General features: G+C 62.5%; 11 protein-coding genes. All 11 read left to right on the top strand.

Annotation, left to right across the window (positions count from 1 at the left end; translation table 11 throughout):
* Nucleotides 1-5 precede the first annotated feature (5 nt).
* The 11 genes from LPB04_RS10780 to dut all read left to right on the top strand — a co-directional run bounded on the left by LPB04_RS10780 (nt 6) and on the right by dut (nt 12561).
* On the top strand, nt 6-1529 hold the full coding sequence (locus LPB04_RS10780; RefSeq protein WP_193688660.1) for a SpoVR family protein: 1524 nt from the start codon (nt 6-8) through the stop codon (nt 1527-1529).
* A gap of 565 nt (nt 1530-2094) precedes the next feature.
* Complete coding sequence (locus LPB04_RS10775) at nt 2095-2757, top strand: energy transducer TonB (protein ID WP_193688659.1); 663 nt, start codon at nt 2095-2097, stop codon at nt 2755-2757.
* 84 nt (nt 2758-2841) lie between these two features.
* Nucleotides 2842-3774, top strand: a complete 933-nt coding sequence (locus LPB04_RS10770; RefSeq protein ID WP_227496702.1) for a MotA/TolQ/ExbB proton channel family protein — start codon at nt 2842-2844, stop codon at nt 3772-3774.
* Between the two features lie 3 nt (nt 3775-3777).
* The gene (locus LPB04_RS10765) at nt 3778-4206 is read left to right on the top strand and encodes an ExbD/TolR family protein (protein ID WP_193688658.1); all 429 of its coding nucleotides are present in this window, start codon (nt 3778-3780) and stop codon (nt 4204-4206) included.
* Nucleotides 4207-4274: 68 nt separating this feature from the next.
* Entirely contained in the window at nt 4275-4706 is a 432-nt protein-coding gene (locus tag LPB04_RS10760) for an ExbD/TolR family protein (protein ID WP_193688657.1), read from the top strand.
* A gap of 70 nt (nt 4707-4776) precedes the next feature.
* Nucleotides 4777-6006 (top strand): tetratricopeptide repeat protein, encoded by a 1230-nt coding sequence (locus LPB04_RS10755; RefSeq protein WP_193688656.1) that lies wholly within the window; start codon nt 4777-4779, stop codon nt 6004-6006.
* Between the two features lie 225 nt (nt 6007-6231).
* The gene (locus LPB04_RS10750; RefSeq protein ID WP_193688655.1) at nt 6232-7248 is read left to right on the top strand and encodes a bifunctional riboflavin kinase/FAD synthetase; all 1017 of its coding nucleotides are present in this window, start codon (nt 6232-6234) and stop codon (nt 7246-7248) included.
* Between the two features lie 79 nt (nt 7249-7327).
* Nucleotides 7328-10237 carry an isoleucine--tRNA ligase gene (ileS, locus tag LPB04_RS10745; RefSeq protein ID WP_193688654.1) on the top strand — a complete coding sequence of 970 codons (2910 nt, stop codon included), beginning with the start codon at nt 7328-7330 and terminating at the stop codon, nt 10235-10237.
* Between the two features lie 69 nt (nt 10238-10306).
* Nucleotides 10307-10843 carry a signal peptidase II gene (gene lspA / locus LPB04_RS10740; RefSeq protein ID WP_193688653.1) on the top strand — a complete coding sequence of 179 codons (537 nt, stop codon included), beginning with the start codon at nt 10307-10309 and terminating at the stop codon, nt 10841-10843.
* Nucleotides 10844-10862: 19 nt separating this feature from the next.
* Nucleotides 10863-12083 carry a bifunctional phosphopantothenoylcysteine decarboxylase/phosphopantothenate--cysteine ligase CoaBC gene (gene coaBC / locus LPB04_RS10735; RefSeq protein WP_193688943.1) on the top strand — a complete coding sequence of 407 codons (1221 nt, stop codon included), beginning with the start codon at nt 10863-10865 and terminating at the stop codon, nt 12081-12083.
* Between the two features lie 28 nt (nt 12084-12111).
* Nucleotides 12112-12561 (top strand): dUTP diphosphatase, encoded by a 450-nt coding sequence (dut, locus tag LPB04_RS10730; RefSeq protein WP_193688652.1) that lies wholly within the window; start codon nt 12112-12114, stop codon nt 12559-12561.
* The last annotated feature ends 90 nt before the right edge of the window (nt 12562-12651 follow it).

Genomic DNA, 12651 nt, shown 5'->3' with positions numbered 1-12651 from the left:
CGCATATGCCAGACGACCGCACCAATCCGCGCGCCCTGCCCGAACAGTCGGAGTGGACCTTCGACCTGATCGAGCAGGCGCACGAGGAAATTCGCCGCGTGGCCAAAAAATTCGGCCTCGACACCTACCCCAACCAGCTCGAGATCATTACCGCCGAGCAGATGATGGATGCCTACACCTCGGTCGGCATGCCGGTGTCCTATAACCACTGGTCCTTCGGCAAACACTTCCTGTCGACCGAAAAGAGCTACAAGCGCGGCCAGATGGGCCTGGCCTACGAGATCGTCATCAATTCCGATCCCTGCATCGCCTACCTGATGGAGGAAAACAGCCTGACGATGCAGGCGCTGGTCATCGCCCACGCCGCCTACGGCCACAATTCCTTCTTTAAGGGCAATTACCTGTTCCGCACCTGGACCGACGCCGAGGCGATCGTCGATTACATGGTGTTTGCCAAGAATTACATCGCCGAGTGCGAGCAGCGCTACGGCATCGATGCGGTGGAGGACCTGCTCGACTCCTGCCATGCGATCCAGAACTACGGGGTCGACCGTTATAAACGTCCCGCCAAACTCTCGGTGGCGCAGGAAGCGGCGCGCCAGAAGGAACGCGAAGAGTATGCCCAGTCGCAGGTGAACGCCCTGTGGCGTACCGTCCCGCGGCGCGAGGAAGAAGAACGCAACGCCCCGCCGCCGCGCTTCCCGCCCGAGCCCGAGGAAAACCTGCTGTACTTCATAGAGAAGTACGCACCGCTGCTCGAACCCTGGCAGCGCGAACTGGTGCGCATCACGCGCAAGATCTCGCAGTATTTTTATCCGCAGCGCCAGACCCAGGTCATGAACGAGGGCTGGGCGACCTTCTGGCATTACACGATTCTGCAGGAACTATATAAAGAGGGCATCGTCGGCGACGGGTTCATGCTCGAGTTCCTGCAAAGCCATACCAACGTCGTCTACCAGCCGGCAGCGACCAGCCCCTATTACAGCGGCATCAATCCCTACGCGCTCGGCTTCGCGATGATGAGCGACATCCGGCGCATCTGCGAGAACCCGACCGAGGAAGACCGGGCCTGGTTCCCGGACATGGCCGGCAGCGACTGGATCAAGACGCTCGATTTTGCGATGCGCAACTTCAAGGACGAGAGCTTCATCGCCCAGTACCTGTCGCCCAAGCTGATCCGCGACTTCCACTTCTTCGCCGTGCTCGACGATGACCGCAGCGACAAGCTGACCATCTCCGCCATCCACGACGAAGCCGGCTACCGCTACGTTCGCCAGCAGCTGGCCGAGCAGTACAACATCGGCAACCGCGAGCCGAACATCCAGGTCTGGCAAGTCAATACGCGCGACGACCGCGCCCTGACCCTGCGCCATACCCAGTTCCAGCGCCGTCCACTCAACGGCCAGGCCCAGGAAGTGCTCAAGCACGTAGCGCGGCTGTGGGGCTTCGACGTCCGGCTCGAAACGGTCGATTCCACCGGCCACGTCGTCAGTTTCCTCGACTGCCGGCGCGAGAAGCGCCACCGCTGATCGCACCCCGGCGCACTCGCCGAGTGCGTCACTGCTCCTCCAGGCAGCATCCATCCCCGGATCTTGCCTGGAGGCACCCTCCCCCGCTGATGCAGGTCAAGATATAGCGACTCAGCGGCATGCCATCACTTCCAGTCATACTCCCAGCCCCGTTGTCATTACAGTTCTGTTAGCTGGCGAACGCTCGCGTTTGCCAAAACTGGCTATAGTTTGCAAAAAGCTGAGCATTGCACTATATGATATTTGCCATTCGGCAAAATCGGCATGCAATATTTGGCAAAAGGCTAGTTCTTTCAAGATCTTCCACAGTACGAGCATAGCAAGCTGTAAAGTTGTAATTTTATATAGGATTTTCCTGCGCATTTTTGCACAGCGGCGGTGCGTCCGGATGAGCAGTATTGCCTGTTTTTACAGGGGTTTAGGCCCATTTTCCGGGCTCAAAAATACCTGTGCAAAAAAGAATTCGTAGGTATAATTCGCCGATGTCCCGGATGCGGCCTTGTTTTTTCGTCGTGTTTTGAGGGTTTAGTAGCAACAAAAAGAGTTGGTATTGGAGAAAGCAGGCATGAATTTTTCACATGAGAAGGAACCGGGGAAGAATCTCACTGGTATCACCATTGTGGTCCTGTTGCACGTCCTGGTCGCCTGGGGGATCATCAATGGTCTCGGTACGAAGGTGATTTCGAAGGTGCAGGAAGCAGTGGAAACGAAGTTGATCGAAGAGGTGAAGCCACCGCCGCCACCGGAGACTCCTCCACCGCCGCCACCGCCGGAAATGAAGGCCCCACCGCCTCCATTCATTCCGCCGGTCGAGGTGCAGGTGCAGCAGCCGCCGCCGCCGCAGAACACGATTTCTGCCGCGACGAACACGCCGCCTCCGACCACCAGCCTGGCTCCACCGGCGCCCCCGGCGCCACCGGCTCCGGCCGCAGCACCAGCCGGCCCTAGCCGTACCGCTGCAGTCGCGGACTTCAGCACCTGCGCCAAGCCGGAATACCCGAAAGCTTCGGCACGTAACGAAGAAGAAGGCAAGTCGGTAATTCAGTTCCTGATCGGCGTCGACGGCCGGATGGTTGAGTCCAAGATCGCGAAATCGAGTGGCTCGCGTGACCTGGACCGTGCAGCGCAGGCTGCGATTGGCAAGTGCCGCTTCAAACCGGCAATGGTCAACGGTCAGCCTGAACAGGCATGGACCTCAGTCGAGTACGTCTGGTCGCTGGACCAATAACCGAGACAGAAGATCGTCTCACAACAGTGATTTTCGTTGTCTTTAGATCAGCGAACTGTCTATTTTTATATTTCTGGAGGAAGCATGTTTAAGAATACCCGTTTGTCCGCTGTCCTGGCGGCTGTCCTGTTCTCGGTTACGGCGGCATCGGCCCTGGTCTCGGCACCAGCCTTCGCTGACGCACCGAAGGAGGCAGCTCCGGCCGCCGCCGCACCGGCAGACGCAGCAGCCGCTCCGGCCGCTGACGCAGCAGCCGCTGCACCTGCAGCCGAAGGCGCAGCCGCTCCGGCCGCCGCCGGTGCAAAAGAAGAAGTCAAGAACCCGTACGGCTTCTCGGCCATGTGGGCAGAAGGCGACTTCGTCAACAAGGGCACCATCATCATCCTGTCGCTGATGTCGATGGGCTCGTGGTACATCATCATCACCAAGCTGATCGACCAGTCGAAGATCATGCGCCAGTCGAAAGAAGTGTCGCAGAAGTTCTGGAAAGCCAACTCGATCGCTGCCGGTTCGGCTGCGCTGAAAGAAGGTTCGCCATTCCGCTTCATCGCTGAAACCGGCACCAAGGCAACCCAGCACCACGATGGCGCCCTGCTCGAGCAGATCGACCTGTCGACCTGGGTGACGATGCAAGTTCAGCGCGCCGTGGACCGCGTCCAGTCGCGCCTGCAGGATGGCCTGTCGTTCCTGGCAACCGTCGGTTCGACCTCGCCGTTCATCGGTCTGTTCGGTACCGTCTGGGGCATCTACAACGCACTGACCAACATCGGTATGTCGGGTAACGCATCGATCGACAAGGTCGCAGGTCCAGTCGGTGAAGCGCTGATCATGACCGCCTTCGGTCTGTTCGTCGCCGTTCCTGCCGTTCTGGGTTACAACTGGCTGGTCCGCCGCAACAAGTCGGCAATGGAAGATGTCCGTTCGTTCAGCGCCGACGTGCACTCGGTCCTGGTTTCGGGCGCCATGTCGACCTCGGAAGCTGCCCGTGCTGCTACCGGCGCTAAAAAGATTGGATAAATCATGGCAATGAGTGTCGGCTCCGATAGCGGAGATGATGATGCCGTGATGTCAGAGATCAACACGACGCCGCTCGTCGACATCATGTTGGTTCTCCTGATCATCTTCCTGATCACCAGCCCGGTCGTGCTGAAGCTGCAGACGGTTAATCTGCCGGCGGAAACGAACCAGGTTGCCAAGACCGCGCCGGAAGACATCAACATCACCGTCAACAAAGACGGCGAGATGTACTGGAACCAGCGCCGCATCCAGAACACGGACGAATTGTTCAAGTTCTTTGCGGAGCAGTCGGTCAAACTGCCACAGCCTGCAGTCAAGGTGCGTGGCGACCAGGCGACCCGTTACGAGGCAATCGGTCGGGTGATCTACACGGCACAACGTGCTGGTGTGCAAAAGGTCGGGTTCGTGATCGAACCACCTGACAAGAACTAATGTCAGTCGCGGTGCCGGATTCAACCCCGGCACCGCACCTTGCACCAGTCATTAAAAAAGGAAACACCATGGGTATGAACGTAGGTTCAGGCTCCGCCAAAGGAGCCGATCCGGAACCGATGATGGAAATGAACATGACGCCCTTGATCGACGTTCTGTTGGTCTTGATCATCATGTTGATTATCACGATTCCGAAGCAAAACCACGCGGTCAATCTGAACATGCCGGTGGGTACCCCACCGCCAAAGACTGAAGAGCCGCGCGTCGTCACGATCGACGTCGACTTCGATGGCACCATCCTCTGGGACGGCCAGGCAATCCCTGATCGCCCGACGCTGGAAGCGAAGATGAATGAAGTGGCTTCGCAGCCAGACCAGCCGGAAGTGCACCTGCGTCCGAACAAGCTGGTCGAGTACAAGGTGGTTGCCGGTGTGATGGCAACGGCCCAACGTCTCGGCGTCACGAAGATCGGCATGGTCGGTAACGAGCAGTTCCAGTAACCGCACCAGACTTGACCAACACGGCAGGGTTTCCCTGCCGTGTCCATTTTCAAAGAAGGATTTCCATAGAATGAGCAAATTCCGACTCGCACACCTCGGCCTCGCACTGGCCGCCCTTGGTTTTACCGCTGCAACGCCCATCGTCGGCCTGGCCCCTGCCCATGCGGCGGAAGCGATGCGCCCTGAAATCGGCAAGCGACTGCAGGAAGCCCAGGCACTGATGAAACAGGGCAAGCACAAGGACGCCCTGGCAAAACTGCGCGAAGCGGACAAGGTCCCCGGCAAGACGCCAAACGAAAGCTACCTGATCGACCGCGTGCGCGCTGCCGCCGCTTCCTCGGCCGGCGACTACGGTACCGCCGCCGACGCTTTCGAGGCCCTGATCGCTTCGGGCAAGCTGTCCGCAGCCGAACGCAGCCAGTTCTCGGAAGGCCTGATCGGCATCTACATGCGCGGTGGCGAACTGAACAAGGCGAACGAAGCCATCCAGCGCCAGCTCAAGAATGGCGACGATCCGAAACTGCGCGCCTACCTGCTGCAGAACTATTACAAGCAGGGCAATATCGCTGCCCTGGAAACCGAGCTGCACAAGGCCGAGCAGTCCGGCCGCATGAGCGAAGACATGCTCGGCATGCTCGCCAACATCCAGCTCAAGAAGAACGACAAGGCCGGCTACGTCAACACCATCGAAAAGCTGGCGGCGAACTACCCGAAAGCCCAGTACTGGAATGACCTGCTGAACCGCGTGCAAGGCAAGCCTGGCTTCTCGAGCCGCCTGTCGGTCGACCTCTACCGCCTGAAGCTGGCCAACGGCCTGCTGAAGAAGCCGAGCGAGTTCATGGAGATGTCGCAGCTCGTGCTGCAGGCAAAGGCCCCGGCTGAAGCCCTGAAGATCATCGACAAGGGCTACAAGGCTGGCGCCCTGGGCACCGGTCCCGACGCTGCCCGTCACCAGCGCCTGAAGGACCTGGCCGAGAAAAACCTGGCTGACCAGAACAAAAATGCCGCTGCCACGGAAGCCGAATACACGGCTGCCAAGGACAACGACGGCCTGGTCGCCCTCGGTTACGGCCTGGTGCAGGCAGGCCAGGCGGACAAGGGCCTGAAGATGATGGAAACCGCCATCAAGGCCGGCGGCCTGCGCTACCCGGACGAAGCCAAGCTGCGCCTGGGCGAAGCCTATGCGGCAGCGGGCAAGAAACAGCAGGCGATCACCGCCCTGAAGGGCGTCAGCGGCAAGGAAGGTACGGCCGAGCTGGCTCGCTACTGGATCATGGCGATCAACAAGCCACTGGCCTGATAGCCGCCTCGCGATCGATTTCCGATTCGCAAAAACGCCGCCTGTTCGCAGGCGGCGTTTTTTTTGCCGCCGCCGATGCGAATCGCGTCAACACCAGGCAACCATTACGCGTGGGCATGCCCACCCTACGCAGGCAACGCTATACCGTATAATCAAGGTTTTCGCCCCGCGGCAGCGTTGACCACGACTTGCGTGGCAGGCTTGCCGGGCATTCTGGAACCACCAATGAAGGTATTTCGCGGACTTCCCAACGACGCGGCGCGCGCACCGTGCGCCCTCACCATCGGCAATTTCGATGGTGTCCATCGTGGCCACCAGGCCCTGCTGGCGCGCGTCCGGGCAGCCAGCCAGGCGCTGGGACTGGAAGCGGCAGTGATGACCTTCGAGCCCCACCCGCGCGAATACTTCGCCCGCCGCAGCGGCGACCTCAGCCGCGCTCCGGCGCGCATCGCCAATCTGCGCGACAAGCTCGAAGACTTGTCCAAAGCCGGCATCGACCGCGTCATCGTCGAGCACTTCAACGAACAATTCGCCTCGATCTCGCCCGAGGACTTCACCCAGCGCGTGCTGGTCGACGGCCTGCACGTCAAATGGCTGATGGTGGGCGACGACTTCTGCTACGGCGCCAAGCGCGCCGGCAACGTCGAGATGCTCAAGGAAGCCGGCCGCCGCCATGGCTTCCAGGTCGAGACCCTGCCCACCGTGCGCGAAGGCGACCAGCGCATCTCGTCCTCCGCCGTGCGCGCCGCGCTGGCAGCGGGCGATTTGCAGGCCACCGGCGCCCTGCTCGGCCACCCGTATGCGATGTCGGGCCACGTGATCCATGGCGCCAAGCTCGGCCGCACCCTCGGCTTCCCGACCCTGAACCTACGGGTCGCGCACCGCCCTGCCGTACAAGGCATCTTCGTGGTGCAAGTCCACGGCCTGGCCGACCAGCCCCTGCCGGCGGTGGCCAGCCTGGGCGTGCGTCCCACGGTCGAGGACGCCGGCCGCATGCTGCTGGAAGTGCACATCTTCGACTACGACCGTCCCTGCTATGGCAAGCTGGTGCGCGTCGAGTTCCTGCAAAAACTGCGCGACGAGGAAAAGTACGTCGACCTCGACACCCTCACCGCCGCGATCCACCGCGACGCCGAACAGGCACGCGCCTGGTTCGCCGGCAACCGGCTGCAGCACGATCCCCGCAGTGCCAATAGCAGCACGGCCCGCGCCGGCGCCCTGACCGCCACCGACCGAATTTGACGCGCGACGGCATCGTTCCCGCGCGGCCAGCGCCCTACCCCGGCGCAGCCACATCCGCATTCCCTTACCGAAGAAATTTATGTCCGAAAACAGCAAACCCGTCCAGAACGCGCCTGCCCAAAAAGCTGCCAAAAAGCCTGAAAGCAAGCCAACGAGCAAATACCCGGTCAACATGACCGACACCCCGTTCCCGATGCGCGGCGACCTCGCCAAGCGCGAACCGGGCTGGGTCAAGCAATGGCAGGACAAGCAGATCTACCACCGCATCCGCAAGGCGGCCAAGGGCCGTCCGACCTTCGTGCTGCATGACGGTCCACCGTATGCGAACGGCGACATCCACCTCGGCCACGCGGTCAACAAGATCCTGAAGGACATGGTCGTCAAATCGCGCACCATGGCCGGCTTCGACGCGCCCTATGTGCCGGGCTGGGACTGCCACGGCATGCCGATCGAGATCCAGATCGAAAAACTGTACGGCAAGAATTTGCCAACCGCCGAGGTACTGCAGAAGGCGCGTGCCTATGCGCTCGAGCAGATCGACCGCCAGCGCGCCGGTTTCATCCGCCTGGGTGTGCTCGGCGAATGGGAAAACCCGTACATGACCATGGCCTACGGTAACGAGGCCGACGAGTTGCGCGCGCTGGGCAAGCTGCTCGATAAAGGTTATGTGTATCGCGGCCTGAAGCCCGTGAACTGGTGCTTCGACTGCGGCTCGGCCCTGGCTGAAGCGGAAGTCGAATACCAGGACAAGCGCGACCCGGCGATCGACGTCGGTTTTAAATTCGCCGAAGAAGAGAAAATCGCCGCCGCCTTCGGCCTGCCGTCGCTGCCGACCATGAACGGTTTCATCGTGATCTGGACCACGACCCCGTGGACCATCCCGTCGAACCAGGCGCTGAACGTCAACGCCGAAGTGACCTACGCCCTCGTCCAAAGCGAGCGCAACGGCGAGCCGCTGCTGCTGATCCTGGCCCAGGACCTGGTCGAGTCCTGCCTCCAGCGTTATAAACTCGAAGGCAAGGTCATCGCCACCACGCTTGGCGCCCAGCTCGAAGGCCTGCGCTTCAAGCATCCGCTGCACGCCGCCGATCCGTTCTATGACCGCCTGTCGCCGATGTACCTGGCCGACTACGTCACCACCGAGAGCGGCACCGGCGTGGTCCACTCGGCGCCGGCCTATGGCCTGGAAGACTTTATCTCGTGCAAGGCGCACGGCATGAAGGACGACGAGATTTTGAAGCCTGTCATGGGCGACGGCCGCTTTGCGAGCTCGCTGCCGCTGTTCGGCGGCCTGACGATCTGGGAAGCCAGCAAGCCGATCTGCGCCGCGCTGACCGAAGCGGGCGCCCTGTTCGAACTGAAAATGTTTGACCACAGCTACATGCACTGCTGGCGCCACAAGACCCCGATCGTCTACCGCGCGACCAGCCAGTGGTTCGCCGGCATGGACCTCACGCCAAAGGACGGTGGCCCGACCCTGCGCGAAACGGCGCTGGCCGGCATCGACAAGACCCAGTTCTTCCCGGACTGGGGCCAGGCGCGCCTGCACGGCATGATCGAGAACCGTCCGGACTGGACCCTGTCGCGCCAGCGCCAGTGGGGCGTGCCGATGGCCTTCTTCATCCACAAGGAAACCGGAGAATTGCATCCGCGTACCCCTGAGCTGCTGGAGCAGGTGGCCAAGCTGATCGAACAGAACGGCATCGACGCCTGGCAGGCACTCGACCCGCGCACGCTGCTGGGCGACGACGCCGACGTGTATGAGAAGAACAAGGACACGCTCGACGTCTGGTTCGACTCGGGCGCGACGCACCAGACCGTGCTGCGCGGCTCGCACGCGCAACAGTCGACCTTCCCGGCCGACCTGTACCTGGAAGGCTCGGACCAGCACCGCGGCTGGTTCCACTCGTCGCTGCTGACCTCTTCGATGCTGAACGGTACGCCGCCGTACAAGGCGCTGCTGACCCACGGCTTCACGGTGGACGAAAACGGCAAGAAGATGTCCAAATCGCTTGGCAACACGATGGCGCCGCAGAAGATCTCGGACACCCTGGGCGCCGACATCCTGCGCCTGTGGGTGGCCTCGACCGACTACACGGGCGAACTGTCGATCGGCGAAGAGATCCTGAAACGCGTCACCGAATCGTATCGGCGCATCCGGAACACGCTGCGCTTCCTGCTGGCGAATACGTCCGACTTCGACCCGGCGAAGCACGCCGTGCCGGTGGCGGAGATGGTGGAGATCGACCGCTACGCGATCGCCTCGATGGCGCAGCTGCAGAAGGACGTGGCCGCGCACTTCGACCGCTACGAATTCCACCCGGTCGTCTCGCGCCTGCAGAATTACTGCTCGGAAGACCTGGGCGGCTTCTACCTCGACATCCTCAAGGACCGCCTGTACACGACCGGCGTCGACTCGCAAGCGCGCCGCTCGGCCCAGACCGCGCTCTGGCACATCGCGCACGCCCTGCTGCGCGTGATGGCGCCGGTGCTGTCCTTCACGGCCGAGGAAGCCTGGGCCGTGTTCGCGGGCCAGCAAGCCTATGCGGATTCGGACGAAACCATCTTCACGCAGACCCTGTGGACCTTCCCGGAACTGCCGGATGCGGAAGCGCTGCTGGCCAAGTACGCCGCCCTGCGTGAAGTGCGTGCCGACGTCACCAAGCAGCTGGAAGAAGTGCGTGCCTCGGGTGCGATCGGTTCGTCGCTGCAGGCCGAGCTGACGATCAAGGCGGCGGGCGCCAGGCACGCGCTGCTGGCGAGCCTGGACGACGATTTGAAATTCGTCTTCATCACCTCGCAGGCGACGGTCGAACAGGCCGCGAACGAGGCCGAGGAAGCGGTACAGGTGACGCCATCGGAAGCGCCGAAGTGCGAGCGCTGCTGGCACTACCGCCGCGACGTCGGCCACAACCATGAGCACGCCGGCCTGTGCGGCCGCTGCGTGAGCAACCTGTTCGGCACCGGCGAAGCACGCCGCTTCGCGTAAGCTTCACCTGCCGACCGCCATGCCGCCCGTGCGCGGCATGGCGGTTTTCCTTATCCGACCTCGACTCCCATGGCAACCAAGACAAAACCACGCATCTCGACCGTCCATAAACCAGGCAGCGGCGCCGGCGCCGGCGCCGGTATCGGCCCCTGGCTCGGCATCGCCTTCCTCGTCGTGCTGATCGACCAGCTGACCAAGATCACGATCTCGAAACTGTTCGCCTATGGCGAAACGCTACCCGTCACCAGCTTCTTCAACCTGGTGCTCGTGTATAACCCGGGCGCGGCGTTTTCCTTCCTCGGCGACCAGGGCGGCTGGCAGCGCTGGTTCTTCACCGCGATCGCGGTGGGCGCCATCGGCTTCATCCTCTACCTCATGAAGCGCCACGCCGGCCAGCGCCTGTTCTGCTGGGCCCTGGCCCTTATCCTGGGCGGCGCCGTCGGCAATGTGATCGACCGCGTCGCCTACGGCCACGTGATCGACTTCCTCGACTTCTACTGGCGCGGCTGGGGCCACTTCCCGGCCTTTAACGTCGCCGACATCGGCATCTCGGTCGGCGCCTTCCTGTTCATCGTCGACGAACTGCGGCGCGTAAACAAGCACTGAAGGAGCATTCGGCATGAGCATGGACCTGCAAGGTAAAAAAATCGTCCTCGGCCTGTCCGGGGGCGTGGCCTGCTACAAGGCGGCGGAACTGTGCCGTGCGCTGATCAAGCAGGGGGCGAGCGTGCAGGTCGTGATGACCGATGCCGCCACCCATTTCATCGGGCCAGTGACGCTGCAGGCCCTGTCGGGCAACACGGTCTGGCTGGATCAGTGGGATCCGCGCATGCCGAACAACATGGCGCACATCGACCTCACGCGCGGCGCCGATGCCGTGCTGGTCGCGCCCTGTTCGGCCGACTTCATCCGCAAGCTCGCGCATGGCGTCTGTGACGACCTGCTCTCGACCCTGTGCCTGGCGCGTCCGGCCGGCGTGCCGCTGCTGGTCGCGCCGGCGATGAATGTCGAGATGTGGCAGAACCCGGCCACCCAGCGCAACGTCGCGACCCTGCGCGAAGACGGTATTCGCATCTTCGGCCCGGCGGCCGGCGAACAGGCCTGCGGCGAGACCGGTCTCGGACGCATGCTGGAACCGGAGCAGTTACTGGAAGAGCTCATCGCCTCCTTCCAGCACAAGATCCTGGCCGGCAAGCGGGTGCTGATCACTGCCGGACCGACCTTCGAAGCGATCGACCCGGTGCGCGGCATCACGAATCTCTCGTCCGGCAAGATGGGCTATGCCATCGCCCGCGCCGCGCGCGAAGCCGGCGCCGAGGTGACGCTGGTGTCCGGCCCGACGGCCCTGTCGACGCCGCACGGCGTGCGCCGCATCGACGTCCTGTCCGCCCAGCAGATGCACGACGCGGTGATGGCGGGCGTCGAGGGTCAGCACGTGTTCATCGCCGTCGCGGCGGTGGCCGACTGGCGGGTCGCGAACGCCAGCGACCAGAAACTGAAAAAGCAGGAAGGCGGCGCGGCGCCCCAGCTCGAATTCGTGCAGAACGCCGACATCCTGGCCTCGGTGGCGGCGACCACTTCGCTGTCGGGCTGGCCGTATTGCGTCGGTTTTGCGGCGGAGTCCGAAAACCTGGTCGAGTACGGCGCCGCCAAGCGCGAACGCAAGGGCATCCCTTTGCTGGTGGGCAACATCGGCCACCACACCTTCGGGCAGGATGAGAATTCGATCGTCCTGTTCGACGAACACGGCCACACCGTGCTGCCGCGCGCCGACAAGCTGACGCTGGCGCGCCAGCTGGTGTCCGAAATCGGCAAGCGCCTCGAGCAGCGCTCCTTGCTTACCTGAGCTTCCCTGATTCATACAACAAGAACGCATGAAAACGATAGACATCAAGATCCTCGACCCGCGCATGAAGGAACTGCTGCCGGCCTACGCCACCCCCGGCAGCGCCGGCCTCGACCTGCGCGCCTGCATCGAGGCGCCGCTCGTCCTCGAACCCGGCCAGACGGTGCTGGTGCCGACCGGTCTCGCCATTCACGTGGCCGATCCGGGCTATGCGGCGATGATCCTGCCGCGTAGTGGACTCGGCCATAAGAACGGCATCGTACTCGGCAATCTGGTAGGCTTGATCGACTCCGATTACCAGGGCCAGCTGATGGTCTCGACCTGGAACCGCGGCCATGCCGCTTTTACGCTGCAACCGCTGGACCGCCTGGCGCAGCTGGTGATCGTGCCCGTCCTGCAGGTGGGCTTCAATGTCGTCGAAGAGTTTGCATCGAGCGAACGGGGCGCCGGAGGGTTCGGGAGCACCGGAAAACATTAAAAAGAGCGGCTAACAGAGCCCCCAGGGCAAGGCGCATCGTCGAAGACAGTAGGTTAGTACGGCCAGACGATGCAACGCCGCCATGGGGGA

It is taken from the genome of Massilia litorea (assembly GCF_015101885.1).
Lineage (GTDB): Bacteria > Pseudomonadota > Gammaproteobacteria > Burkholderiales > Burkholderiaceae_D > Telluria > Telluria litorea.
Note: the sequence above shows the minus strand (reverse complement) of the source record. Positions and strands in the feature narration are given on the sequence as shown.

What these genes read in the sequence shown, in the direction of transcription:
- LPB04_RS10780 (WP_193688660.1), top strand. Translation starts at nt 6, where the DNA reads ATGCCAGACGACCGCACCAATCCGCGCGCCCTGCCCGAACAGTCGGAG.
- LPB04_RS10775 (WP_193688659.1), top strand. Translation starts at nt 2,095, where the DNA reads ATGAATTTTTCACATGAGAAGGAACCGGGGAAGAATCTCACTGGTATC.
- LPB04_RS10770 (WP_227496702.1), top strand. Translation starts at nt 2,842, where the DNA reads ATGTTTAAGAATACCCGTTTGTCCGCTGTCCTGGCGGCTGTCCTGTTC.
- LPB04_RS10765 (WP_193688658.1), top strand. Translation starts at nt 3,778, where the DNA reads ATGGCAATGAGTGTCGGCTCCGATAGCGGAGATGATGATGCCGTGATG.
- LPB04_RS10760 (WP_193688657.1), top strand. Translation starts at nt 4,275, where the DNA reads ATGGGTATGAACGTAGGTTCAGGCTCCGCCAAAGGAGCCGATCCGGAA.
- LPB04_RS10755 (WP_193688656.1), top strand. Translation starts at nt 4,777, where the DNA reads ATGAGCAAATTCCGACTCGCACACCTCGGCCTCGCACTGGCCGCCCTT.
- LPB04_RS10750 (WP_193688655.1), top strand. Translation starts at nt 6,232, where the DNA reads ATGAAGGTATTTCGCGGACTTCCCAACGACGCGGCGCGCGCACCGTGC.
- ileS (WP_193688654.1), top strand. Translation starts at nt 7,328, where the DNA reads ATGTCCGAAAACAGCAAACCCGTCCAGAACGCGCCTGCCCAAAAAGCT.
- lspA (WP_193688653.1), top strand. Translation starts at nt 10,307, where the DNA reads ATGGCAACCAAGACAAAACCACGCATCTCGACCGTCCATAAACCAGGC.
- coaBC (WP_193688943.1), top strand. Translation starts at nt 10,863, where the DNA reads ATGGACCTGCAAGGTAAAAAAATCGTCCTCGGCCTGTCCGGGGGCGTG.
- dut (WP_193688652.1), top strand. Translation starts at nt 12,112, where the DNA reads ATGAAAACGATAGACATCAAGATCCTCGACCCGCGCATGAAGGAACTG.